This is a genomic window from Streptomyces spinosus, assembly GCF_020400655.1.
Lineage (GTDB): Bacteria > Actinomycetota > Actinomycetes > Streptomycetales > Streptomycetaceae > Streptomyces > Streptomyces argyrophylli.
In genome coordinates this window covers 174,496-198,367 of the sequence record NZ_JAINRC010000012.1, presented here as the reverse complement: position 1 = coordinate 198,367, position 23,872 = coordinate 174,496, and the positions used below count along the sequence as shown (strand labels likewise).

24 protein-coding genes are annotated in these 23,872 nt (G+C 71.4%); 2 read left to right on the top strand and 22 right to left on the bottom strand.

What is annotated here, in order from left to right; translation table 11 throughout:
* Positions 1 to 119 precede the first annotated feature (119 nt).
* On the bottom strand, positions 120 to 701 hold the full coding sequence (locus tag LG395_RS23435; protein WP_171157955.1) for a GNAT family N-acetyltransferase: 582 nt from the start codon (positions 699 to 701) through the stop codon (positions 120 to 122).
* Between the two features lie 87 nt (positions 702 to 788).
* Between LG395_RS23435 and LG395_RS23430 the strand changes: the two genes are divergently transcribed.
* The gene (locus tag LG395_RS23430; RefSeq protein ID WP_171157953.1) at positions 789 to 1,739 is read left to right on the top strand and encodes a pseudouridine synthase; all 951 of its coding nucleotides are present in this window, start codon (positions 789 to 791) and stop codon (positions 1,737 to 1,739) included.
* Positions 1,740 to 1,813: 74 nt separating this feature from the next.
* On the opposite strand, the gene LG395_RS23425 is transcribed toward LG395_RS23430, so the two are convergent.
* The 16 genes from LG395_RS23425 to LG395_RS23350 form a co-directional block, all read right to left on the bottom strand.
* The gene (locus tag LG395_RS23425; RefSeq protein ID WP_225811097.1) at positions 1,814 to 3,307 is read right to left on the bottom strand and encodes a cytochrome P450; all 1,494 of its coding nucleotides are present in this window, start codon (positions 3,305 to 3,307) and stop codon (positions 1,814 to 1,816) included.
* A gap of 45 nt (positions 3,308 to 3,352) precedes the next feature.
* Positions 3,353 to 3,973: a GTP-binding protein gene (locus LG395_RS23420; RefSeq protein ID WP_171157949.1), complete on the bottom strand. Its 621-nt coding sequence runs from the start codon at positions 3,971 to 3,973 to the stop codon at positions 3,353 to 3,355.
* Positions 3,954 to 4,397 (bottom strand): DUF742 domain-containing protein, encoded by a 444-nt coding sequence (locus tag LG395_RS23415; RefSeq protein ID WP_225811096.1) that lies wholly within the window; start codon positions 4,395 to 4,397, stop codon positions 3,954 to 3,956. Before LG395_RS23415 ends, LG395_RS23420 begins: the two co-directional genes overlap by 20 nt.
* On the bottom strand, positions 4,394 to 4,798 hold the full coding sequence (locus tag LG395_RS23410; protein ID WP_014671672.1) for a roadblock/LC7 domain-containing protein: 405 nt from the start codon (positions 4,796 to 4,798) through the stop codon (positions 4,394 to 4,396). The genes LG395_RS23415 and LG395_RS23410 overlap by 4 nt, the downstream gene beginning before the upstream one ends.
* Positions 4,795 to 6,465, bottom strand: coding sequence for a sensor histidine kinase (locus LG395_RS23405; RefSeq protein ID WP_225811095.1), 1,671 nt, complete (start codon positions 6,463 to 6,465; stop codon positions 4,795 to 4,797). Before LG395_RS23405 ends, LG395_RS23410 begins: the two co-directional genes overlap by 4 nt.
* A 391-nt stretch (positions 6,466 to 6,856) precedes the next feature.
* Positions 6,857 to 9,709, bottom strand: a complete 2,853-nt coding sequence (locus LG395_RS23400) for a DEAD/DEAH box helicase (protein ID WP_171157945.1) — start codon at positions 9,707 to 9,709, stop codon at positions 6,857 to 6,859.
* A 146-nt stretch (positions 9,710 to 9,855) separates the two neighbouring features.
* Positions 9,856 to 10,806: a twin-arginine translocase subunit TatC gene (tatC, locus tag LG395_RS23395; RefSeq protein ID WP_171157943.1), complete on the bottom strand. Its 951-nt coding sequence runs from the start codon at positions 10,804 to 10,806 to the stop codon at positions 9,856 to 9,858.
* A gap of 47 nt (positions 10,807 to 10,853) precedes the next feature.
* A complete protein-coding gene (gene tatA / locus LG395_RS23390) occupies positions 10,854 to 11,135 on the bottom strand; it encodes a Sec-independent protein translocase subunit TatA (protein WP_171157941.1) in 282 nt (93 codons plus the stop codon).
* Between the two features lie 259 nt (positions 11,136 to 11,394).
* Positions 11,395 to 11,589 (bottom strand): hypothetical protein, encoded by a 195-nt coding sequence (locus LG395_RS23385; RefSeq protein ID WP_171157939.1) that lies wholly within the window; start codon positions 11,587 to 11,589, stop codon positions 11,395 to 11,397.
* A 42-nt stretch (positions 11,590 to 11,631) separates the two neighbouring features.
* Positions 11,632 to 11,892 (bottom strand): hypothetical protein, encoded by a 261-nt coding sequence (locus LG395_RS23380; RefSeq protein ID WP_171160135.1) that lies wholly within the window; start codon positions 11,890 to 11,892, stop codon positions 11,632 to 11,634.
* A gap of 145 nt (positions 11,893 to 12,037) precedes the next feature.
* Entirely contained in the window at positions 12,038 to 12,991 is a 954-nt protein-coding gene (locus LG395_RS23375) for a helix-turn-helix transcriptional regulator (protein ID WP_263982948.1), read from the bottom strand.
* A gap of 65 nt (positions 12,992 to 13,056) precedes the next feature.
* Entirely contained in the window at positions 13,057 to 14,010 is a 954-nt protein-coding gene (locus LG395_RS23370) for a helix-turn-helix transcriptional regulator (RefSeq protein ID WP_171157935.1), read from the bottom strand.
* A 148-nt stretch (positions 14,011 to 14,158) separates the two neighbouring features.
* Positions 14,159 to 14,530 carry an FKBP-type peptidyl-prolyl cis-trans isomerase gene (locus LG395_RS23365; protein ID WP_103812397.1) on the bottom strand — a complete coding sequence of 124 codons (372 nt, stop codon included), beginning with the start codon at positions 14,528 to 14,530 and terminating at the stop codon, positions 14,159 to 14,161.
* An 87-nt stretch (positions 14,531 to 14,617) separates the two neighbouring features.
* Positions 14,618 to 15,625 carry an FKBP-type peptidyl-prolyl cis-trans isomerase gene (locus LG395_RS23360; RefSeq protein WP_225811094.1) on the bottom strand — a complete coding sequence of 336 codons (1,008 nt, stop codon included), beginning with the start codon at positions 15,623 to 15,625 and terminating at the stop codon, positions 14,618 to 14,620.
* 153 nt (positions 15,626 to 15,778) lie between these two features.
* Positions 15,779 to 17,140 carry a Pup--protein ligase gene (pafA, locus tag LG395_RS23355; protein ID WP_171157931.1) on the bottom strand — a complete coding sequence of 454 codons (1,362 nt, stop codon included), beginning with the start codon at positions 17,138 to 17,140 and terminating at the stop codon, positions 15,779 to 15,781.
* A gap of 9 nt (positions 17,141 to 17,149) precedes the next feature.
* Complete coding sequence (locus tag LG395_RS23350; protein WP_171157929.1) at positions 17,150 to 18,409, bottom strand: MFS transporter; 1,260 nt, start codon at positions 18,407 to 18,409, stop codon at positions 17,150 to 17,152.
* Positions 18,410 to 18,527: 118 nt separating this feature from the next.
* Here LG395_RS23350 and LG395_RS23345 point away from each other — a divergent pair, with 118 nt between their 5' ends.
* On the top strand, positions 18,528 to 19,547 hold the full coding sequence (locus LG395_RS23345) for a LacI family DNA-binding transcriptional regulator (RefSeq protein WP_171157927.1): 1,020 nt from the start codon (positions 18,528 to 18,530) through the stop codon (positions 19,545 to 19,547).
* Positions 19,548 to 19,607: 60 nt separating this feature from the next.
* On the opposite strand, the gene prcA is transcribed toward LG395_RS23345, so the two are convergent.
* The 5 genes from prcA to dop form a co-directional block, all read right to left on the bottom strand.
* Complete coding sequence (gene prcA, locus LG395_RS23340) at positions 19,608 to 20,363, bottom strand: proteasome subunit alpha (RefSeq protein WP_171157925.1); 756 nt, start codon at positions 20,361 to 20,363, stop codon at positions 19,608 to 19,610.
* Positions 20,364 to 20,426: 63 nt separating this feature from the next.
* Complete coding sequence (gene prcB / locus LG395_RS23335; RefSeq protein ID WP_225811093.1) at positions 20,427 to 21,272, bottom strand: proteasome subunit beta; 846 nt, start codon at positions 21,270 to 21,272, stop codon at positions 20,427 to 20,429.
* Positions 21,224 to 21,829: an endonuclease VII domain-containing protein gene (locus LG395_RS23330; RefSeq protein WP_225811092.1), complete on the bottom strand. Its 606-nt coding sequence runs from the start codon at positions 21,827 to 21,829 to the stop codon at positions 21,224 to 21,226. Before LG395_RS23330 ends, prcB begins: the two co-directional genes overlap by 49 nt.
* A gap of 49 nt (positions 21,830 to 21,878) precedes the next feature.
* Positions 21,879 to 22,097 (bottom strand): ubiquitin-like protein Pup, encoded by a 219-nt coding sequence (locus LG395_RS23325; RefSeq protein ID WP_020939002.1) that lies wholly within the window; start codon positions 22,095 to 22,097, stop codon positions 21,879 to 21,881.
* Between the two features lie 172 nt (positions 22,098 to 22,269).
* Positions 22,270 to 23,781: a depupylase/deamidase Dop gene (dop, locus tag LG395_RS23320; protein ID WP_372463460.1), complete on the bottom strand. Its 1,512-nt coding sequence runs from the start codon at positions 23,779 to 23,781 to the stop codon at positions 22,270 to 22,272.
* Between the last annotated feature and the right edge of the window lie 91 nt (positions 23,782 to 23,872).

Sequence of the window (23,872 nt, the reverse complement as noted above, 5' to 3'; positions counted from 1 at the left end):
GCGATCGGAGAGGGCGGCGGCATCCGGGGACGGGTGCCGCCGCTTCCGTCTGCCCGTCCCCCGCTCCCCGCTCCCCGCTCCCCGCTCCCCGCTCCCCGCTCCCGTGAAGTCCCGCCAGGTCAGTCGCCCCGTACCCGCGCGTGCAGGTGCATGTCGTGCCAGCCGTCCTGGTGGAGGTAGGCGCTGCGCTTGGTGCCCTCCAGGGCGAAACCGGCCTTGCCGGCGACCCGGCAGGAAGCGGGGTTGCCGATCGCGTGCAGGAGCTCCAGACGGTGGAAGCCGATCTCCTCGAAGGCCCAGCCGGTCAGGGCCGTCGCGGCACGCAGGGCGACGCCCCGGCCCCGCGCCCCCGCCACCGTCCAGTACGCGATCTCGGCGACGCCGTCGCTCAGCACGATCCGGCGCAGCGCCACCCGGCCCAGCAGCTCGTCCGTGGCCTCGTCCACGACGGCCCACTGCGCCTCCCGCTCGTCCGCCCACCCCCCGCGCCACTGAGTGATCCAGCCGGCGGCCTCGTCCGCGGAGTCGCAGGACCGGCCGTGCCAGTGGCGCAGCACCGGGTCCTCGAAGGCCGCGTGCACGGCGGGCGCGTCCCCGGCCCGCCACGGGCGCAGCAGCGTGCCGCCGGCGGCGGGGAGGGCGGGCTGCGGGATACGGGCGAGGACGCCGGGGGTCAGGACGGGGCTGGTGAGGAACGGCATGATCCCCATCCTGCCGACCACGGGGCCGGCGGACCGGCTCTTCGCGACGTCCGGCGGGGTGAGCGTGCCCCCGTACCCTTGACCCCGATGAGACGCCGTACCCCGCCGCCGCCCGCCCCGCTCCCCCAGCGCGAGGGCGTGGACCCCGTCCGCGTCCGGCTGCCCGTGGACGGGGCGTGGGCCACCGTGCGGGAGCATCTGGTGGAGCGGCTGACGGGCGCCCCGGCCGGGGTGGTCGAGTCGATGTTCGCCGCCGGGCTGGTGGTCGGGGCCGACGGGCGGGCCGTGGCGCCGGACGCCCCGTACCGTCCGGGGATGTTCGTCTGGTTCCACCGCGAGCTGCCCGCCGAGGTGCCGGTGCCGTTCCCGGTGGAGGTGGTGTACCGCGACGAGCACATCGTGGTGGCCGACAAGCCGCACTTCCTGGCCACCACCCCGCGCGGTGCGCACGTCGCCCAGACCGCGCTCGCCAGGCTCCGGAGTGAGCTCGGCATCCCGACGCTGACGGCGGCGCACCGGCTGGACCGGCTCACCGCCGGGCTGGTGCTGTTCACCGTGCGGCCGAACGAGCGGGGCGCGTACCAGTCGCTCTTCCGGGACCGGCGGGTGCGCAAGGAGTACGAGGCCGTGGCGCCGTACGATCCCGCGCTCGTCCTGCCCCGGACCGTGCGCAGCAGGATCGTGAAGGAGCGCGGCGTGCCGGCCGCGCGGGAGGTGCCGGGCGAGCCGAACGCGCGGACCCGGGTGGAGCTGCTCGGGCACCGGGCCGGGCTCGGCCGCTACCGGCTCCTGCCGACCACCGGGCAGACCCACCAGCTCCGGGTGCACCTGACCGCGCTGGGCGTACCGATCCTGGGCGACCCGCTGTACCCCGAGGTGACGGCCCCGGTACCGGCCGGCGACTTCCGCCGCCCCCTGCAACTGCTCGCGCGCGTGCTGGAGTTCACCGACCCGGTCACCGGTACGGATCACACGTTCACCAGCGCCCGCACCCTCCGCGCGTGGACGTCGCCCGAGGCGTGGACGGCCGGAAGCTAGAGCCGTTCGTTCGGATCACGCCGCGCCGGGCCGGCACCCGCCCCGGAGCGGGTGCCGCCGGCAGCGGCGCCGTGTCACTCTCCGCGCCACCAGTGCAGCAGTCGGCCCCACAGGCCCCGGGGGCGGGGCGGCTGCGGGGCCGGAGGGGTGGGGGGCGGCGGGACGGTCGCGCGCACGGGTGCCGGGGCCGGCTCGGCGGCCGGGGCCGGATCGCCGCCGAGGGTGCCGACCTGCCAGTCGGAGCGCGGCGACGGGATGGCCACGGCCCGCGGCGGCGTGTCGACGTCCTGCTGCGGCTTCGGTTCGAAGCGCACCGGCAGGGCCACCAGGTGCCGGGAGGCGATGGACGACCGCCAGCGCAGGTCCTCCTCGGCGCAGTCGAGCTGGATGTCGGACAGCCGGGTGAGCAGTGCGTCGACGCCCACGTCGGCGATGGCGCGGCCGATGTCCTGGCCGGGGCACTCGTGCGGGCCGCCGCCGAAGGCGAGGTGGGCGCGGTTGCCCTGCATGCTCGCGGAGAGGTCGGGCCGCACCCGCGGGTCGATGTTGCCCGGTGCCGGTGCGAAGAGCAGCCCGTCGCCCTTGCGGATCCGCCGCCCGCCCAGCTCGGTGTCCTGCTTGGCGTAGTAGCCGAAGACCGTGCTGAACGGCGGCTCGTCCCACAGGGACTGCTCGATCGCCTCCGGCACGGTCATCTGGCCGCCGTTGAGCTGGGCCCGGAAGCCGGGCTCGGTGAGGACCATGCGCAGCGCGTTGGCGAGGAGGTTCGCGGTGGCCTCGTAGGCGGCGAAGAGGACGACCCGCAGGTGTTCGCGTACCTCGTCGTCGCTGAGCCCGGCCGGGTGGGTGAGGAGGTGGCTGGTGAAGTCGTCCTCGGGCCGGACGCGCCGGCGGGTGGTGAGCCGGCCGAGCGCGTCCATGACGTAGGCGTGGCTCTGGATGGCGGTCTCGGTGCCCTTGAGGGCGTCACGCGCGGCCTGCACCATCCGGTCGTTGTACTCCTCGGGCATGCCGAGGATCTCGCACATCACGGCCATCGGCAGGTGCTCGGCGAACTGGGACACCAGCTCGGCCCGGCCCCGCTCGCAGAAGCTGTTGACCAGGATCTGGGTGTAGCGGCCGATGTGCCGGCGCACCCCGCGGTGGTCGATGGTCTCCATGGCCGCGGTGACCGCGCCGCGCAGCCGCTTGTGCTCCTCGCCCTCGGCGTGGGAGCAGATGGGCTGCCAGGCGATGTGCGGCATGAGCGGGTGGTCGGGTTTGACCATGCCCTCGCGCAGCGGGGTCCAGATCCGGCTGTCACGGGTGAACTGCGAGGGGTTCCGCACGAGTTGCAGGTTCTCGGCGTGGCCGAGGACCACCCACATCGGCACGTCGTCGTGGAGGAGCACGGGCGCCACGGGGCCGTGCTCGTCCCGCAGGCGCTCGTAGAGGTCGCCGAGGTCCTCCGCGTCGGGGCCGTAGAGCCGGCGCGGCCCCCCGGGGCCGAGGCCGTGCGCGGGGCAGCCCGGTGGCGGACCGGAGAGGGTGTCGGGTGTCCCGGTCGGTGAGGGGGATTCAGGCGTCACAGTGGTCGCTCCGGGGCGGAAGGGTCGGGGTCGGTGGGATGCCGGTCAGGTGAGGGCGCCGGACATGGCGAGGGAGTGCAGGAAGCCCATCAGGGTCATCAGCACGTCCTTGCTGGAGGCCCGGCGGCGCACATCGCAGTCGATGATCGGGATGTCCGGGCTCAGGTCGAGGGCGGTGCGCAGTTCCTCGACCGGGTAACGGGGCGCGTCGGGGAAGGAGTTGACGGCGACGACGAAGGGCACACCGCCCTCCTCCAGCCGGCCCATCACGTCGAAGCTGACCTCCAGGCGCCGGGTGTCGACCAGGACGACCGCGCCCAGCGCGCCTTCGAACAGGCCGTTCCACAGGAACCAGAAGCGCTCCTGGCCGGGGGTGCCGAAGAGGTAGAGGACCAGTTTCTCGGTGATGCTGATCCGGCCGAAGTCCATGGCCACGGTGGTGGCCGTCTTGGACTCGGAGCCGTAGTCGTCGTCGACGCCGATGCCGGCCTGGGTCATGGTCTCCTCGGTGGTCAGCGGTCTGATCTCGCTGACCGAACCGACCATGGTGGTCTTGCCGACGCCGAAGCCTCCGACGATCACGATCTTCACCGCGGCCTGCGCGGTGTGCGGCAGGTGGTCCTCGGTGCGCGGGCCGGGGAGGGTGTCAGAGCCGTTGAAGTCCATGCATCACCGCTTCGAGGAGTGAACGGTCGGGGAGCGCCTGGCGGACGATGGGGGCGCGCGCCTGCACCAGTTCGGCCGCGATCAGCTCGGTGAGCAGGACGGTCATCGTGCTGAACGGCAGTCGGAGGTAGGCGGACAGCTCCGCCACGGACAGGGGGGTCCCGCAGAGCCGGAGCACCGCCGCCTGCTCCGGGGTGGCGGAGACCGGGGGCCCGGAGCGCGCCACGATCAGGGTCACCAGGTCGAGTTCGGCGCGGGCTCCGTCGCCGGACCCGGTGACGGAGTACAGCCGCTCCGGGTTGTCGCCCGGTCCCTTGGCCCCCGCCGCGTCCCGCGACGGAGGCCGCGAGGGCTGCGGCAGCCGCGGGGGCTGCGGGGCGGGCGGGGGCTGCGGCCGGCGCCGCGTGCGTCGTGGAGGTGTCATACGGTCTGCCCGTTCCGCCGGGGCGGACTGGTGAGATGGGCGCCGATCCGGACGACGAGGTCGCGCATCATGCCGCTCATCCGCCCCGGTTCGCACGTCACGTCGGAGAGCACGGCGAGGTAGGCGTTGGGGCCGGCGTTCATGAGGTAGAAGTAGCCGCCGTCGATCTCGAAGACGACGGTCTTCATGTCGCCGGCGCCCGGCAGCTCCTGGACGATGGCGCCGGCCAGGCTCTGCACGCCCGCGCAGGCGGCGGCGACCCGGTCGGCGGCGTCGGGGTCGCCGCCGTAGCGGGCGATGCGCAGGCCGTCGGCGGACAGGACCACGATCATCTCGATGCCCGGCACGCCGTCGTTCAGCTGCTTGAGCATCCAGTCCAGGTTGCCTCGCTGCTGGATCACTGGGAGTCCCCCTCGTCGTCGGCCTCGGTGGCGCCCTGGACGGGGTCGGCCGAATCCTTGAGCAGATGCACGTACTTGGTGGGGTGGAGCGTGAAGTCGGTCAGTTCGTGGGTGGGGGTGTCCGGGGGCATGCCCTCGCGCAGACCGTCCCAGAAGGCCTCCATCCACATGCCCGGCGGCCGTTCCATGAGCTTCTTGCGCTCGGGGTCGATCTCGGGCTCGGGTTCCGGTTCCGCCTTCTTCTGGGACCAGATGGTCGGCCTGCCCTCGCGCTCGGCGCGTTCGATGGCGGCCTGTTCGGCGTACCGCTGGCTGAGCGGGGTCTTCACCCGGCTGCGGCGCTGCGGCAGACCGCCCGCGGTCCACTCGGTGACCTCGGGGACGTCGTCCTCCAGCGAGATCCCGGCAGGGATCTTCGGGCTGGTGGGGCGGCGCTTCTTGGGCGGGCGCTTGGGACCCTCGACGGCGTCCGCCGTGGGGATCTGGGCGGCGGCGGCACCGATGCCGTGCGCGGCGCCGACGCCGGGCTCGGTGGTCGTCATGACGCGCGGCACCACGAGGATCGCGCGGACACCGCCGTACGCGGACGCGCGCAGCGAGACGTCCATGTCGAACCGCTTGCAGAGGCGGCCGACGACGGCGAGGCCGAGGCGCGGGTTCTCGCCGAGGTTGTGCGCGTCCTCGCCGTTCTTGGCGTCCTCGATCATCCGCTCGATGCGGGCGCGGGACTCCTCGCTGAGGCTGACGCCGCAGTCCTCGATCTCGATGACGACGCCCGCCTGCACCTCGACGGCGGTGACGTGCACCTTCGTCGACGGCGGTGAGTAGCGCGTGGCGTTGTCGAGGAGTTCGGCGGCGGCGTGGATGACCGGCTCGACCGAGGTGCCCTTGATGTTGATGTTGACGATCGAGGCGAGGTTGATGCGGCGGTACTCCAGGATGCGGGACATCGCGCCGCGCAGCACGCTGTAGAGGGAGACCGGCTTGGGCCACTGGCGGCCGGGCCGGCCGCCGCCGAGGACGGAGATGGTGTCGGCGAGCCGGCCGATCAGCGAGGTGCCGTGGTCGATGCGCAGCAGGTCGTCGAAGACCTCGGGGTTGCGGCCGTGGTCCTCCTCCATCTCGCGGAGTTCGTACGCCTGCTGGTGGACGATGGCCTGCACGCGCCGGGCGACGCTCACGAAGGAGCGCTCGGTGGCGTCGCGCATCGAGATCTCCTGGTCGGCGCCGCGCAGCGCGATGCGCACCAGCTCGCGGTAGCCCTCGGGCAGGCCGCGCAGTTCGGGGTCCGCGTCGAACACGTCGCGCACGACGTCCCGCAGCACCTGGCCGCGGCGCAGCCGGTGGAAGCCGGCGGGCAGGACGTCGGTGGCGAAGCGCTCCATCAGATCGCTGTGCGCGGCGATCCGCTGCTCCAGGTGCGCGGCGTGGCGGGCGTGTTCGGCCCGCGCCTCGCGGAGCAGACGGCCGCGCCGGGCGGCCTCCCCGGCCGTGCCGAGGACCAGCAGGACGGCCAGCGCTCCGCACACGCCGACGGCGAGCCGGGCCGTGGGCGGTACCAGGGCGACGGCGGCCCCGGCCGCCGCGGCCATCACTATGGCCGGCGGCAACAGCACGCGCGCATAGGGACGTTCACGGCGACCGGGAGGCTTCTGAACACTCACCATGGATGCCTTCTGGGACGAATCGGCTGGGTTCGGGGGTGCATGTGGGGGGAAGGTACAAGGAACTGTTCGGGATATATTCCGCATTGGGGAACAGACGCACGATTCACCTCAACTCGGTGCGCCGCGGGCGAGCTTAGTCCGACCGGATCATCGCCGTGTCATATTCGGCAAGCACCTGAAATCGCCCCGCGAGGGGAGTACTCTCAACTCTCTTTGCACGCTGGGCTCTTACTCGCACACGAGGAGTAACGGCACACGGGCGTACGAACGTCGCTCACCGTGCCGGGTGACATGACGACGGGGGCCGCACCTCGGCGGGTGCGACCCCCGTTCCCCCACCGTGACCGCCGTCAGCCGGTCACGGCTCTGCCCTACGCCGTTGCCGGACGGGTCAGCCCACGGACGAGTAGGCGACCACACCCCGCAGCAACTGGTCGACGGCCTTGCGCGCCGCCTTGGCCACGGTCGACCCCTCCGCGGGAGCCGCGGCGGAGATCTGTCCGAGCACGTCGATGACCTGCTTGCACCACCGCACGAAGTCCCCGGCCGGCATCTCCGCCTCCCGCAGCACCTCGTCGAGCCCCTTGCCGGACGCCCACATGTACGCGGCCCAGGCGAACCCGAGGTCCGGCTCCCGCTGCCCGACACCCTCGGTCTGGCTGATCCGGAACTCCTCCTCCAGCCCGTCGAGCCGGCCCCAGATCCGGACCATCTCGCCGAGCGCGGCCTTGGCCTTGCCGGAGGGCAGCTTCGGCGCCATCGCGTCGTCGCCGACCCGGGCCTCGTACACCAACGCCGAGACACAGGCGGCGAGTTCGGCGGGGGCCAGCCCCTCCCAGACCCGCTCGCGCAGGCACTCGCTGGCCAGCAGGTCCAGTTCGCCGTAGAGCCGCGCGAGCCGCTTGCCGTGCTCGGTCACCTCGTCGCCGCGCAGGTAGTCCAGCTCGGTCAGCAGGGCCACGATCCGGTCGAAGGTCCGCGCGATGGTGTTCGTACGGCCCTCGATGCGCCGCTCCAGCTGCGAGGTGTCGCGCAGCAGCCGGTGGTAGCGCTCGGCCCAGCGCGCGTGGTCCTCGCGGTCGTTGCACCCGTGGCAGGGGTGCGCCCGGATCGCCGTCCGCAGCCGTGCGATCTCACGGTCGTCGGCGGCCTGCGACCGCTTCTTGCGCGCCCGCTCCGGCGGGATGTGCCCGGCCTTGGTCCGCAGCGCGGAGGCGAGGTCCCGCCGGGACTGCGGCGAGCGCGGGTTGAAGGTCTTCGGGATCCGCATCCGGTCCAGCGGCTCGACCGGCACCGGGAAGTCCATCGACGCCAGCCGCTTGACCTGCCGTTCGGCGGTCAGCACCAGCGGCCGCGGCCCGTCGTGGTGGTCGAAGCCGCGGTGGCCGTTGGACCGGCCCGCGGGCAGGCCAGGGTCCAGGACCAGGGCCAGGCCCGCGTACTTGCCGGTGGGCACGTGGATGACATCGCCCGGCTTCAGCTTCTCCAGCGCCACGGCGGCCTCGGCACGCCGCTCGCTCGCGCCCTGCCGGGCCAGCTCGGTCTCCCGGTCCTTCAGCTCGCGGCGCAGCCGCGCGTACTCCTCGAAGTCGCCGAGGTGGCAGGTCATGGAGGCCTTGTAGCCCTCCAGGCCCTCCTCGTTGCGCTGCACCTGGCGGGAGATCCCGACGACCGACTTGTCGGCCTGGAACTGGGCGAAGGAGGTCTCCAGCAGCTCGCGCGAGCGGTGCCGGCCGAACTGCTCGACCAGGTTGACCGCCATGTTGTACGACGGCTTGAAGCTGGAGCGCAGCGGGTACGTGCGCGTGCCCGCGAGCCCGGCGAGGTGCTCGGGGCTCATGCCGCGCTGCCACAGCACCACGGCGTGGCCCTCGACGTCGATGCCCCGGCGGCCGGCCCGGCCGGTCAGCTGGGTGTACTCGCCGGGGGTGATGTCGGCGTGCTGCTCGCCGTTCCACTTGACGAGCTTCTCCAGGACCACCGAGCGGGCGGGCATGTTGATGCCGAGCGCGAGGGTCTCGGTGGCGAACACGGCCTTGACCAGACCGCGTACGAACAGCTCCTCCACGACCTCCTTGAAGGTCGGCAGCATGCCCGCGTGGTGGGCGGCGATGCCGCGCTCCAGGCCCTCCAGCCATTCGTAGTAGCCGAGGACGTGCAGGTCCTCGGTCGGGATGGAGGCGGTGCGTTCCTCGACCAGGGCGCGGACCTGCTCACGTGCCTCCTCGTCGTTGAGCCGCAGGCCCGCGTACAGGCACTGCTGGACGGCGGCCTCGCAGGCGGCCCGGCTGAAGATGAAGGTGATGGCCGGGAGCAGGCCCTCGGAGTCGAGCCGTTCGATGACCTCGGGGCGGCCCGGGGTCCACACGCGCGAGCGCTGTCTGCGCTCGCGCTCCCGGTCGGCCTCCCGCATCGACCGTCCGCGCCTGCGGTCCTGGTACGACGGCCGGGTGGCCTCCATGCGGGCGAGGCGGACCAGGTCGGGGTTGACGGCCTTCTTGTGGCCCTCGCCCTCCTCGAACAGGTCGTACATCCGGCGCCCGGCGAGCACGTGCTGGAACAGCGGCACGGGCCGGTGCTCGGAGACGATCACGTCCGTGTCGCCGCGGACGGTGTCCAGCCAGTCACCGAACTCCTCCGCGTTGGACACGGTGGCGGAGAGCGAGACCAGGGTCACCGACTCGGGCAGGTGGATGATCACCTCTTCCCAGACGGCGCCGCGGAAACGGTCGGAGAGGTAGTGCACCTCGTCCATGACCACGTAGCCGAGGCCGAGGAGGGTCTGCGAGCCGGCGTAGAGCATGTTCCGCAGCACCTCGGTGGTCATCACGACCACCGGGGCGTCGGAGTTCACGCTGTTGTCGCCGGTGAGCAGGCCCACCTTCCCGGTGCCGTAGCGGCGGCACAGGTCGGCGTACTTCTGGTTGGACAGCGCCTTGATGGGTGTCGTGTAGAAGCACTTCTTGCCCTGCCGCAGGGCGAGGTGGACGGCGAACTCGCCCACGATCGTCTTGCCCGAGCCGGTGGGGGCGGCCACCAGGACGCCCTTGCCCGCTTCGAGGGCCTGGCAGGCCTCGATCTGGAAGGGGTCGAGGCCGAAGTCGTACATCTCGCGGAAGGAGGCGAGCGCGGTGGCCTGCTCGGCTGCCCGCCTGCGGGCTGCCGCGTACCGCTCGGCCGGTGAGAGGTCCTCTGTCATCGTGCTTTCGAGCGTACCGGGCCCCGCTGACAACAGGACGATCATTATCCGGATGACCCTCCGGACGACAGCCTGAAGGTAAGAGAACCGGAGGGTAAGAAGACCGGAAGAATCGCGGCGGACGGCCCGCGGGAACACGGATGCCCCCGTCCTCGGGGGGCGGGGGCATCGCGCGGCGGCTCGGTGAGGGATCAGGTCACGTCGTCGTATCCGTTGACCCGGTCGGTGCTCGCCTGCTCGGGCAGGGCACGGGCGGCCGGGACGGGCTCGACCTCGCCGATGTCCTCGGGCGTGAGGTCGAGCTCGGAGGCCTCGTCGTCGGCGGGACCCGCGGCCTCGCGACGGCGCCGGCGCTTGTCGTTGAGCAGGGAGAATCCGACCGCGCCGAAGTACAGCACCCAGATCGGCCCGGCGAGGGCCAGCATGGACAGCGGGTCGGTGCTCGGGGTGGCCACGGCCGCGAAGACCGTGATGCCGAGGATCATGGCCCGCCACCAGCCGAGCATGCGCCGGCCGGTCAGCACCCCGGTGAGGTTGAGCATGACCAGCAGCAGCGGAAGCTCGAAGGAGAGACCGAAGACGATCACCATGCGGGTGACCAGCTGGAGCAGGTCGTCGAGCGGCAGCAGGTTCTTGATGTCGCCGTTCGGCGTGAAGTCGATCAGCACCTTCGCGGTGGTCGGCAGCACCTTGTACGCGAAGAAGGCACCGGCGAAGAACAGCGGGGCGCCCGTGAAGACGAAGGCGTAGGCGTACTTCTTCTCGTGACGGTGGAGGCCCGGCGCGACGAAGGCCCAGAGCTGGTACAGCCAGATCGGCGACGCGAGCACGACACCCGCCATCAGCGAGACCTGGAGGGCCAGCGTGAACGGCGCGAGGAGACCGTTGATCGTGATCTCCGCGCACTGGGTCTTGCCGTCGGAGTGCGCCAGCTGGGCGAAGGACTCCTGGCAGCCGACCGAGTCGAGGATCGGCTTCGTCAGGAAGTTGATGATGTCGTTGTAGTAGAAGGCCGCGACGATCGTCACGATGACGATGGCCAGCATCGCCTTCGCGAGCCGGTTGCGGAGCTCACGAAGGTGATCCGCGAGGGGCATCCGCCCCTCTGGATCCTTCTCCTTCTTGCGGGCAGGCTTGAGCAACCCACGTCCTCATCTCGTGCGGCAGGCCGGGGGTTTCCGGCCGTGCGTCAGCGCTGGGTGGTGTCCGTCGGTTCGTTGACCGGCCGCGAGCTGGTCACGTCACCGGGGGCCGCCTGGATGGTGCGCTGCGCCGGGGGCTGCTCGCCCGTGGTGGGCGGCTGGGCGGACGTGCTGCCGCCCTCTTCCTTCATCGCCTTGGCCTCGCTCTTGAGGATGCGCGCGGACTTGCCGAGCGAGCGGGCCATGTCCGGAAGCTTCTTCGCGCCGAACAGCAGGATGATGACGACGAGGATGAGAATGATCTCGGGAGCTCCGAGCCTTCCGAACATAAGTCTTTACCTTCTCACCGAGGCGGCTGGGTGGGGTGCTGTCCGACCAGTCGGACATGTGTCCGATGGTCATGCTGGCAGCGATCGTAACGCTCAGGGGTAAACGTGAGGCAATCCCCGTGCGTACTCCCGGTCCACGATGCGGGCCTCGTTCTCCACACCGTGACCAGCAGCGTACCTGTCCCACAGGGCAGCATGACAGGGCGAAGTGACGCAAAGCGCTTGCGCCGCCGGTCTCACGGGCACCGCCCGGCACCGCTCAGAGCGCGTCCACGGCGCGGGCCGCGCGCTCGGACGCCCGCTCCAGATCCTCGGCGGCCCTGTTGATACGGCGTGCGGAGTCCGCGACCTGCTCCCCGAGGCGCCGCGCCTCCAGGAACACCCGCACGGCGAGCACCCCCAGGACGGCGACACCCAGGAAACCCATCGCTACCGCGAACATCGGCCAGAACATGACGCCGAGCCTAGACCGTCCGCCGACGGGCGACGCGGGGGGCTACACCGTGGAGTGCAGCCGCAGGGTCCGCACCCCGCCGCCGGTGAGCAGCTCCACGATCCGCTCCCCTGCGGGCTTGCGGACAGCGGCGCCGCAGTCGGGGCAGGTGAAGGAGTAGAACGTCGTCCGGCTGCTGGCGCCGATGGCGAGGCGCAGCGCGCCGGCGGCGAGTTCGAAGCGGCCGCGGCAGTCCGGGCAGCCGGCCCTGAACATCACCGGGACCGCTCGTCTCATGCCGGCGAAGGCGGTCGCCGCCGTCATCTCACCCGCACGCTCGCTCACAGGCCTCGCTCCTTCTTCCGGTCGTTCACCAGGGGCGTCGCTGGGATCGCCGCGTCGTGCCGTCGCGTGTGCGCGGCGCCACGGGGGTGTGCCGCGCGGTTCCCCGCCCCCCTGCGGACGCGCCTCACCGCGGGGAGCCCACCGACGGCTCGGCGTCGTACGCGGCCAACGCCTCCGCCGCCGCACTGCGGGCGCTGTCCGCCAGCTCCGGCGGGGAGACGATCCGGCCGTCGCGGCCGAGACGCAGGGCGAGCCGGCGCAGGGAGGCCGGCTCGGGGGTGCGCAGAGTGATACGCAGCCCGCCGTCGGGAAGCTCATCGGCGCTGTCGTGCGGGTAGTACTCGGCGACCCAGCGGCCACCGGGGCCGACCTCGACCACCACCTCGGGGTCCTCGGCGGCCGGCTGCACCAGACCCTCGGAGAGGTCGCGCAGTTCTATCTCGGGCGGGGCCGAGGGCGCGTCGAGGATCCTGATCTCGGCGACCCGGTCCAGGCGGAAGGTGCGCCGCGCCTCGGAGCGGCGACACCATGCCTCCACGTAGGTGTGACCCACGCTGACCAGGCGGATCGGGTCGATCTCACGCTCGGTGACCTCGTCCCGGGCCGGGGAGTAGTAGCGGATCCACAGCCGGCGGCGCTCGGAGATCGCCCGGTCGACATCGGCGAAGACGCCGCCCTCGGACTCGAAGGTCACCGACAGCCGGGAGCTGGCGCCGGCGGCCTCTCCGGCCGCGGCCTCCACCTTGGCGGTGGCCCGCAGCAGGGCCTGGCGGTCGCTCTCCCGCAGGCCGGGAAGGGTCGACACGGCGCGGGCGGCGACCAGCAGCGCGGTGGCCTCGTCGGCGGCGAGCCGGAGCGGTTCCGCCGCCTCCTCGCCGAGCGCGGCCGGGTTGTGCCACCAGATGCGCTCGCCGTCGGTGTCGATGTCCAGCAGGTCGCCGCCGCGGAAGCTGGTGCCGCACATGGGCAGCAGATCGAGGTCGGCGACCAGCTCGTCCTCCGTGATGCCGAAGGCGCGCGCCACGTCGGCGATCCGGGCACCGGGGCGCTCCCTGAGGTACGTCACCAGGGAGAGCATCCGCCGGGTCTGGTCGATCGCGTTGGCCGTCCTGGCCGGTCTGACTGCCACAGTCCCGCTCCCCCTCAGCCCTTGGCCACGGCGCGCAGCCGGTCCACCACGTCGGCCCGCAGCTCGGCCGGCTCCAGGACCACCACGTCCGGCCCGAACTCCACCAGCCAGGCGTCCAGGCCGTGCCCGTACGGAATCTCCAACTCGTCCCAGCCGTCGCCGAGTTCCCGGACCGCGGTGGCCTTCGCCCGAAGGGGGTAACCGGCGCCGGAGCGCAGCCGGATCAGGGCCGAGCGGTCGGCTATCTCGCCGGCCCAGCCGGCGACGGTCTCGCGCACGGTGACGACGTCCGGCACGGGCGCGGTGAAGCCCGTGCCGCGCGAGCGGACCTTTCCGGTGATCCGGGAGAGCCGGAAGACGCGCTCGGCGCCCCGGTCGCGGTCGAAGCCGGCCAGGTACCAGTGGCCGCGCCAGCACTCCAGCGCCCACGGTTCGACGTGCCGGGGCTCGGGGTGGGCGGCGGAGGCCTTGCGGTACTCGAAGACCACCGGGCGGCGGTCGCGGCAGGCCAGCATCAGCGGCTCGAAGGCGGCCTCGTGCACCGGGATGCGCGGCTCCAGGGCGCCGTGCGCCTCGTACGGGTCGACGTCCTCGGGGAGCCCGGCCGCGCGCAGCTTCTGCAGGGCGCCGCTGGCGGCCCCGGCCAGCCGGGCCTGCTGCCAGACCTTGGCGGCCAGGCCGAGCGCGGCGGCCTCCTCGGCGTCCAGGGTGATGGGGGGCAGGCGGTTGCTGTCGCGGCGGGCGAGGTAGCCGACCTCGCCTTCGAGGTTCTCGACCGTCTCGATGACCAGGCCCAGTTCCCGCAGGTCGTCCTTGTCCCGCTCGAACATGCGGTTGAAGGAGTCGTCACTGCCCGCTTCCAGGTACGCCTCGATGGACTCGCGCAGCTCCCGCTTGCTGAGCGGCCGCCGCGTCCCGAGCAGACACAGCGCGAGGTTCATCAGCCGCTCGGCCTTGGCAATGGCCATCGACGCCCTTCGCCTTCCCTATGGTGCTTCCGACCGACGACCGTACCGCTCCGCGGGTCGGTGACAAAAGCCGAGGGCCCATGCCCGAGCAGGCATGGGCCCCAGGTGGTCGGTTCCGGTCGGATCCGGCCGGTCGGCCTGGCGCGGATCAGACGCCGAGAAGGTCGACCACGAAGATGAGGGTCTCGCCGGGCTTGATCGCCGGGGTCGGGCTCTGGTTGCCGTAGGCGAGGTGGGCGGGGATGGTCAGCTGGCGGCGGCCACCGACCTTCATGCCCTGCACGCCCTGGTCCCAGCCCTTGATGACCCGGCCGGCACCGAGCGGGAAGCGGAACGGCGTGCCGCGGTTCCAGCTGGCGTCGAACTCCTCGCCGGTGCTGAAGGCGACGCCCACGTAGTGGACGGTGACGTTCTGGCCCGCCTGCGCGACCGGTCCGTCGCCCTCCCAGATGTCCTTGATCTCCAGGTCCGCCGGGGGCTCGCCGCCCGGGAAGTCGATCTCGGGCTTGTCGATGCTCACGTCAAAAGCTCCTGCTTGTGTACGACACGAAACGTGGACAGTCTTTCATCATCGCGGGCCTCCCGCCCGCCCCGGGCGTCCCGGGCGCTACATCGCCGCGAGGATGTCCACGGTGAACACGAGGGTGGCGCCCTTCTTGATGACTCCGCCGCTCGGCGGGTTGTCGCCGTACCCCAGGTCCGGCGGGACGACGATCAGGACCCGGCTGCCGACCTTCTTGCCGGTCAGGCCCTGGGCGAGGCCCTTGACCGCCTGCTGCATCTGCTCCAGCGAGAACTGGCTGAGCCGGCCGGAGCCGTACGTCCGCTGGAAGGTCTTGCCGCCGTCCCAGACCAGGCCCTGGAACTGGCACAGGATCGTCTGGTCGGCCTTCAGCTGTGGGCCGTCGCCCTCCAGGACGTACTCCGACACGAGCTTGTTCGGCGGGTCGGTCCTGGGCACGGTGACCTTGGGCACCTGGCCGTCGGTGTTGGTGGCCACCTTCGGCAGGGCCGCGTCGTTCTGCGGGACCGGCGTGCCCTTGGCGGAGCTCTTGGAGTTGAAGGAGTCGATCAGGTCGATGACGAAGACCAGGGTGTCGGTGCCCTTGATGCCCGCCTGCGCGTTGCCCTCCGTGCCGTAGCCCCAGGTGGGCGGGACGGCGAGCTGGACACGGCTGCCGGTCTTCTTGCCCGCCAGGCCGTACCGCCAGCCGTCGATGATGCCGCCCTGCGCGAGCTGGATGACCAGGGGGCGCTTGCGGTCGTAGGAGTTGTCGAAGACCTTGGCCGTGCTCCAGATCTGGCCGAGGTAGTTCGCCTGGATGAAGTCGTTCTCCGCGATCGTGCGGCCACTGCCCGCGATCAGCGTCTTCACCGCGAGGTCCTTCGACGGCTCGCCCGGCCCCTTGGCGACGGTCGGCTTCTCGCCGAACTTCGTGCCCGCCGTGACCGCCGGCAGCGGCCCGTCCACGATCTTGGGCGGGGGCGGCGCGGACGACGCCGAGGCCGACGGTGAGGCGCCGGTCTTGCCGGAGTCGGACTTGCCGTCACCGCATCCGGCGAGCGTGACCAGCCCTGCGGGAACGGCGGCGAGGAGGAGTGAGCGTCGGCGCACGGAAGAGCCTCGTAATCGGTCGGTCTTGCGGATGGCGTGCGCGCAACTCTACGACCCGAACAGGGCGCCGTACGGGAAACGTACGGCGCCCGTGTGGCGTTCCGGCCCGGTGTGCCGCAATGCCCGGCCCGCCTCCGCGTGACCTCGCGGTGACTACATACCGGCGATGAGCTTCTCCACCCGGTCGTCCACCGAACGGAACGGGTCCTTGCACAACACGGTGCGCTGTGCCTGGTCGTTGAGCTTGAGGTGCACCCAGTCGACCGTGAAGTCCCTGCGCTGTTCCTGTGCCCGCCGGATGAAGTCGCCGCGCAGCCGCGCGCGAGTGGTCTGCGGGGGAACCGACTTGCCCTCGAAGATCTTCAAGTCGTTGCAGACCCGGGCGGCTTGGCCCTTCTTCTCCAGCAGGTAGTACAGGCCACGACGGCGGTGGATGTCGTGGTAGGCGAGGTCTATCTGGGCGACCCGCGGATGCGACATCGTCATGTTGTGCTTGGCCCGGTACCGCTCGATGAGCTTGTACTTCATGACCCAGTCGATCTCGGTCTCGATGCGGTCGAGTTCCTCGTTCTCGATCGCTTCGAGGGTGCGGCCCCACAGCTCCAGGACCTGCGCGACCGTGCCGGTGCGGATGCCCCGGCGGTCGCAGAAGTCCACCGCCTTGTCGAAGTACTCGCGCTGCACCTCCAGCGCCGAGGCCTCCCGGCCGCTGGCCAGGCGCACCTTGCGCCGTCCGGTGATGTCGTGGCTGACCTCGCGGATCGCCCGGATCGGGTTCTCCAGCGTGAGGTCGCGCATCACGGTGCCGGCCTCGATCATGCGCAGCACCAGGTCGGTGGCGCCGACCTTGAGCAGCATCGTCGTCTCGGACATGTTCGAGTCGCCGACGATGACGTGCAGCCGGCGGTAGCGCTCGGCGTCCGCGTGCGGCTCGTCGCGGGTGTTGATGATGGGCCGGGAGCGGGTCGTCGCCGAGGAGACGCCCTCCCAGATGTGCTCCGCTCGCTGGCTGACGCAGTAGACCGCGCCGCGCGGGGTCTGGAGCACCTTGCCGGCGCCGCACAGCAGCTGCCGGGTGACGAGGAAGGGGATGAGGATGTCCGCGAGCCGGGAGAACTCCCCGTGCCGGGCCACCAGGTAGTTCTCGTGGCAGCCGTAGGAGTTGCCCGCCGAGTCGGTGTTGTTCTTGAAGAGGTAGACGTCGCCCGCGATTCCCTCCTCGTGCAGGCGTCGTTCCGCGTCCACCAGGAGTCCTTCGAGAATGCGCTCGCCGGCCTTGTCGTGGGTGACCAGTTCGATCACGTTGTCACATTCGGGGGTCGCGTATTCCGGATGTGAGCCCACGTCGAGATAGAGCCGGGCGCCGTTTCGCAGAAAGACATTGCTGCTGCGGCCCCATGACACGACACGGCGGAAGAGGTACCGCGCCACCTCGTCAGGAGACAGGCGGCGCTGTCCCCTGAACGTGCACGTGACGCCGTACTCGTTCTCCAGCCCGAAAATGCGGCGGTCCATGAGGGAACATTACGCCCGATCCCCCGAGCTGAAACGGGGTTCGGCAGCACGATTTGGATCATTTTCCGATGAAGCCGCAACGATCCCGCCCCGCGCGGGAGCTGCGAGGACCCCTCCGGTGGCCAGCAGGACCAGCAGCGACACGGCCCCGGCGGCACCCGGCAGCGCGAAGCCCCACAGGGTGCCACCGGCCTGGACCACCGGCCCTGCCAGGCCCGTTCCCACCGAGGCGCCCACGGTGAACGTGGTGACAAGCCAGGAGAACGCCTCGGTGACGGTGCCGCTCGGGGCGTGCCGGTCGACGATGATGAACGCGCAGGCGATGCAGGGCGCGAGGAACACACCGGCGACCACGCTGAGCAACACCATGGCCACAGGTCCGGGCGTCAGCATCAGCGGCAGGTAACACACCGCCAGGAGGGCCACCAGCACCCTGAGTCGCCGTTCGGGCGCGCCGCCCCACGCGCGGGCGCCGTAGACCGTCCCGCCCGCCAGGGCCCCGAGGCCCACCCCGGCCATCAGCCAGCCGTACACCGCGTCACCGCCGTGTCCGTCCGCGTACGACACCGAGGCGACCGTGATGGAACCCAGCGCGATACCCACGAACAGGAACGCGGCGAGCAGCACGAGCAGGCCGCGCGAGCGCAGGGCGCCCAGCCAGTGCGCCTCGCGCGGGGCCGAGCGCCACGCGCGCGAGGGCGGCGAGAGCACCACGGAGAGCGCGCCGAGCACGCCCACCAGGTTGAGCACGAGGAGGGCGGCGCGCTCGTCCCACAGGGTCACGCACAGGGTCACCAGCAGCGGGCCCGCGGTGAACATGACCTCCTGCGCGATGGCGTCCATGGCGTACGCGGTGTGCACCTGCTCCTCACGGCCCAGCACGGACGGCCACAGGGCGCGCAGACCGCCTTCCAGGGGCGGGGTGAACAGACCGGCCGCCGCGACGGCCGCGTAGGCGAGCGGCAGCGGGGAGGTGCCCGAGAAGGCGAAGAGGGTCATGGCCAGGGCGGCGAGGACGGCCGCGGGGAGCTGGACGCGCGGCTGGCCGTACAGGTCCACGAGGCGGCCCAGCACGGGCTGGCCGACGGCGTTGGCGACGCCGTACACGGCGGCCAGGGCGCCGGCGAGGCTGTAGGTGCCGCCCTCGGCGCGGACGAAGAGCACCAGGGCGATGGCGGCGGTGGCGTTGGGCAGCCGGCCCACCAGGGTGCCGGTGAGCAGCCGCAGGGCGTGCCTCGCCCTCAGGATGTCCAGGTATCCCGTGGCCATGTGCTGCCCTCCGCGGCTCGCCGGGACGCCGTGAGGGCCCCGAAGTGTTACGTATAACGTCTCTCGTTCATACGTACCATGTGCCCATTCGCACGTCCAGACGACCGGGAGTCATGTGGTGGCCCGCAGCAGCACGCGCCCGACCAGCCGGGACGTCGCCCGGGCGGCCGGGGTCTCCCAGGCCGCCGTCTCCCTGGTCCTGGGCGACAAGTGGCGCGGCCGGGTCTCCGAGACCACCGCCGAGCGCGTCCGCGAGGCCGCGCGCGAACTGGGCTACCGCCCCAACCTCGCCGCCCGCAACCTCCGCCTGGGCCGCACCCGCACCGTGCTGCTCGTGGTGCCCGCCCTGACCACCGAGTTCTTCGCCGGCGTCTACACCGGCGCCGCGCGCGTGGCGGCCGAACACGGCTTCGGCGTGGTGCTCTACCCCTCCCCCGAGGGCGTCGGCCCGGCCCGCGACCCCTTCGCCTCCGCGCAGGCCGCCCTGGACGGCGTCATCGCCTCCTCGATGGCCGCCGACGCACTCACCGCGATCCGGGGCGACCAGCTGCCCCTGGTCATGCTCGACAGCGACCCGGAGGGCAGCCTGGGCGCCGCGACCGTGAACCTGGACATCGCCGACGGCGTCCGGCAGGTCGCCGCCCACCTGCTGGCCCTCGGCCACCGCCGGGTGCTGCACCTCGCCGCCGACGTGCCCTCCTGGACCTTCGAGGTCCGCGCGAGGGAACTGGCCGCGCGCCTGGCCGCCGTGCCGGGCACCGAGGTCCGCACGGCCCGGGCCCCGATCTCCATCGAGGGCGCGCTCGCCGCCACCGAGGCCGCGCTCACCGCGCCGGGCCCCCGGCCGACGGCGGTGGTCTGCGACGACGACAAGCTCGCCGCCGGCGCCTACAAGGCGCTGCGCCGGCTGGGGCTGCGCGTCCCGGACGACATGTCCGTCACCGGCCTGGACGACCTGGCCCTGGCCACCGCGCTCGACCCCGAGCTGACGACGGTACGGCTGGACGCCGAGCTGTTCGGGGAACGGGGCATGCGGGCCCTGCTGGCCGTCCTGGAGGGCCGGGAACCGGACGGCGGGGACATCCCCGTCGAACTGGTCGTCCGGGGCTCCACGGCGCCGCCACGCCCGCCGGCGTGAAAAGCCGGGTGCCCCGGCCGGAGATCCGGCCGGGGCACCCGGCGACACGCGCGGGGGCGGCTACTCCTCGTCGGAGTCCTCGGCGCCGTCCGCGCTCTCCGCCTCCGTGCTCGCGCCGTCCGCCGCCAGCAGGCGGGCCAGCTGGCGCCCGACGATGCGCTTGAACTTGCGCTTCTGCGGGCGCGTACGGTCCAGGACGGCGACCTCCAGGCGCTCGGCGGGGATCTCCCGCTCACTGCCGTTGGTGTCCCGCGACAGGGCCTGCACGGCCAGCTTGAGGGCCTCGGCGAGGCTCATGCCGTCGCGGTGGCGCTGGTCCAGGAAACCGCTGATCTGCTCGGCGTTGCCGCCCACCGCGACCGAGCCGTGCTCGTCCACGATGGAGCCGTCGTGCGGCAGCCGGTAGATCTGGTCGCCCTCGGGGGTCTCCCCCACCTCGGCCACCACCAGCTCCACCTCGTACGGCTTCTCGGCCGCGGAGGAGAAGATCGTGCCCAGCGTCTGGGCGTAGACGTTGGCCAGGCCGCGGGCGGTGACGTCGTCGCGGTCGTAGGTGTAACCGCGCAGGTCGGCGTAGCGGACACCGCCGATGCGCAGGTTCTCGTACTCGTTGTACTTGCCGGCCGCCGCGAAGCCGATCCGGTCGTAGATCTCGCTGAACTTGTGCAGCGCGCGGGACGGGTTCTCGCCGACGAAGACGATGCCGTCGGCGTACTGCAGCACGACCAGGCTGCGGCCGCGGGCGATGCCCTTGCGGGCGTACTCCGCCCGGTCGGCCATGGCCTGCTGGGGTGAGACATAGAACGGCGTCGACACCGGTTATCCGTCCCTTTCTGTCATGGTCACTGGATCACCTTGATAAGAAACCGGGGCCCGCGCTCAGAGCAGGGCGGCCTTGGGGCCGTCGGGCTCCTCCAGGCGCTTCTGGAGCACCGCGCGGGCGATCTCCGACGACTCGTCCTCGGTGAGCCGGCGGAAGCCGTCCTCGGTGATCACGGTGATGATCGGGTAGATCCGGCGGGCGACATCGGGACCACCGGTCGCCGAGTCGTCGTCAGCCGCGTCGTAGAGGGCCTGCACCACCAGGGTGGTGGCCTGCTCCTCGGTCAGGTCGTCACGGAACAGCTTCTTCATCGCACCGCGCGCGAAGATCGAGCCGGAGCCCGTCGCCGCGAAGTTGTGCTCCTCGGAACGGCCGCCCGTGACGTCGTAGGAGAAGATGCGCCCCTTCTCGCGGTCCAGGTCGTACCCCGCGAAGAGGGGGACCACGGCCAGGCCCTGCATGGCCATGCCGAGGTTGGAGCGGATCATGGTCGAGAGCCGGTTCGCCTTGCCCTCCAGGGACAGCTGGGCGCCCTCGACCTTCTCGAAGTGCTCCAGCTCCAGCTGGAAGAGCTTGACCATCTCGACGGCCAGGCCGGCGGTGCCGGCGATGCCGACGGCCGAGTACTCGTCGGCCGGGAACACCTTCTCGATGTCCCGCTGCGCGATCACGTTGCCCATCGTGGCCCGGCGGTCACCGGCGAGCACCACGCCGCCGGGGAACGTCACGGCCACGATGGTCGTGCCGTGCGGCGCCTCGAGCACGCCCTTGGCGGGCGGCAGCTGCCGGTTGCCGGGCAGCAGCTCGGGCTGGTGCTCGGAGAGGAAGTCCATGAACGAAGAGGATCCTGGCGTCAGGAAGGCAGCTGGTAGACGCCCGGTGCCACGAGAGTTGGCTTCCACGAGGTTCCTTCCACGTATACAGCAGCCCGCCTTATGACGTCGGGCCGATCCTTGAACTGCCCCAGCGCTGCGTTGCAGCTGAAGCACAGTACGCCACGGACCCTACCCGTCTCATGGCAGTGATCCACATGAGCGGGCGGAGCCGAAAGACATATGCAGCAGACTCCGCCCTGAGCCGTGACCAACTCGTCCCGCTCGGCTTCGGTGAGGCCGTACTGACGCTTCAGATGTTGCTCCCGCCCCTGCGCCGCCCGACACGCCTTGCAGCGCGTGGACAGCCCGTCGGACGCGGTGGCGTTGCGGTGCCACTGACTGTGCGGCTTGATCTCACCGCACGTCCGGCAGAGCTTGTGCCCCGGTGGAACGTCCACCTTCTCCCGTACCGGCTTCCCCGAAGCCTCCCGGCGCCGCCGGTAGTACGCGGCCCCGTATTCCGCCACGCACTCCCGGCAGTCCGCCTGGAGGCCGTCACGCCGGTTCCTGTCCCGCGCGAATGCGACTGAAGGCAGGCCTCGCTTACATTTCCTGCATCGCTTCGCGTGCGCATCGCCAGCCACCCTTACCCCCCGCTACCTTCAATTCGAAGGCCTAAGGTGCCAGCGCCCTTTACTCTCCACCCTTTTGCACGAAGCTTCGCACGAAATCCTCGGCATTCTCCTCGAGTACGTCGTCGATCTCGTCCAGGACGGAGTCCACGTCGTCGGACAGCTTCTCGTGCCGCTCCTTGAGGTCCTCCGAGGCCTGCGCGTCCTGCGCCTGCTCCTCGACCTCCTCGGTCGAGCGCGTCGCCTTCTGCTGACCGCCGCCCGTGTCCTTGGTTGCCATAACCCTCACCCCGCTCAGTTCGCCTGCCGATCGGTGATGATCAGACCCTACAAGCCGGGTCCGACATCGGCCCCGCAGTTTCCGCAACGTACGGGGGCCATCCCGATGATTCCCGGGCGGTGGGGTTTCCACCCCGGCCGCCCGGGCGCACCGAGTACCCCTCTGGTTCCGCTCACCCGCCGGACAGGACCCTGACCAGGTCTTCCGCGGTACGGCAGCGGTCCAGGAGCTCCTTGACGTGATTTCGCGTTCCGCGTAGCGGTTCCAGGGTTGGAACGCGCTGGAGCGAGTCGCGGCCCGGGAGGTCGAAGATGACCGAGTCCCAGGAGGCGGCCGCGACGTCGTCCGCGTACTGCTCCAGGCAGCGTCCCCGGAAGTACGCCCGCGTGTCCTCCGGTGGCTTCCTGCGCGCCCTGTCGACCTCGGACTCCTCCAGCAGTCGCTTCATGCGCCCGCGGGCCGCCAGGCGGTTGTAGAGGCCCTTCTCGGCCCGTACGTCGGCGTACTGGAGGTCGACCAGGTGCAGCCGGGCCGCGTCCCAGTCCAGGTCGTCGCGGCGGCGGTAGCCCTCCATCAGCTCCCGCTTGGCGACCCAGTCCAGCTCGCCGGCCAGGCTCATCGGGTCGTTCTCCAGCCGGGTGAGGGTGTCCTCCCAGCGGCTGAGGACGTCCTTGGTCTGGTCGTCGGCGTCGGCGCCGAAGCGCTCCTCGACGTACTTGCGGGCCAGCTCGAAGTACTCCATCTGCAACTGCACCGCGGTGAGCGTGCGCCCGCTGCGCAGGGTGACCAGGCGCTTGAGGGAGGGGTCGTGCGAGACCTGGTGGAGGGTGCGCACGGGCTGGTCGACGGCGAGGTCCACCGCGATGAAGCCGTCCTCGATCATGGACAGGACCAGGGCGGTCGTGCCCAGCTTGAGGTACGTCGAGATCTCGGAGAGGTTCGCGTCGCCGATGATCACGTGCAGCCGGCGGTACTTCTCGGCGTCCGCGTGCGGCTCGTCGCGGGTGTTGATGATCGGCCGCTTGAGCGTCGTCTCCAGGCCGACCTCGACCTCGAAGTAGTCCGCGCGCTGGCTGATCTGGAAGCCGTGCTCGTGCCCGTCCTGGCCGATGCCGACCCGGCCGGCCCCGGCGAAGACCTGGCGGGAGACGAAGAAGGGCGTGAGGTGGCGCACGATGTCCGAGAAGGGGGTGTCCCGCTTCATCAGGTAGTTCTCGTGCGTGCCGTAGGAGGCGCCCTTGTTGTCGGTGTTGTTCTTGTAGAGGTGGATCGGCTGGGCGCCGGGCAGCTGCGCGGCCCGTTCGGCGGCCTCGGCCATGATCCGCTCGCCGGCCTTGTCCCAGAGGACGGCGTCGCGGGGGTTGGTGACCTCGGGCGCGCTGTACTCGGGGTGGGCGTGGTCGACGTAGAGGCGCGCACCGTTGGTGAGGATCACATTGGCCAGGCCGATGTCCTCGTCGGTGAGCTGGCTGGAGTCGGCGGCCTCCCGGGCGAGGTCGAAGCCTCGCGCGTCGCGCAGCGGGTTCTCCTCCTCGAAGTCCCAGCGGGCCCGTCGGGCCCGGTGCATCGCCGCCGCGTAGGCGTTGACGATCTGGGACGAGGTGAGCATGGCATTGGCGTTCGGGTGGCCGGGGACGGAGATCCCGTACTCCGTCTCGATGCCCATTACTCGCCGTACGGTCATGCGGCCCTCCTTGCCCGGCGGCACCCTCGGTCGTGGGCGCCGCTCACGTACCGCTGGCGCTCCGATGCGTGTGCGGTGCCCGTCCCCGCAC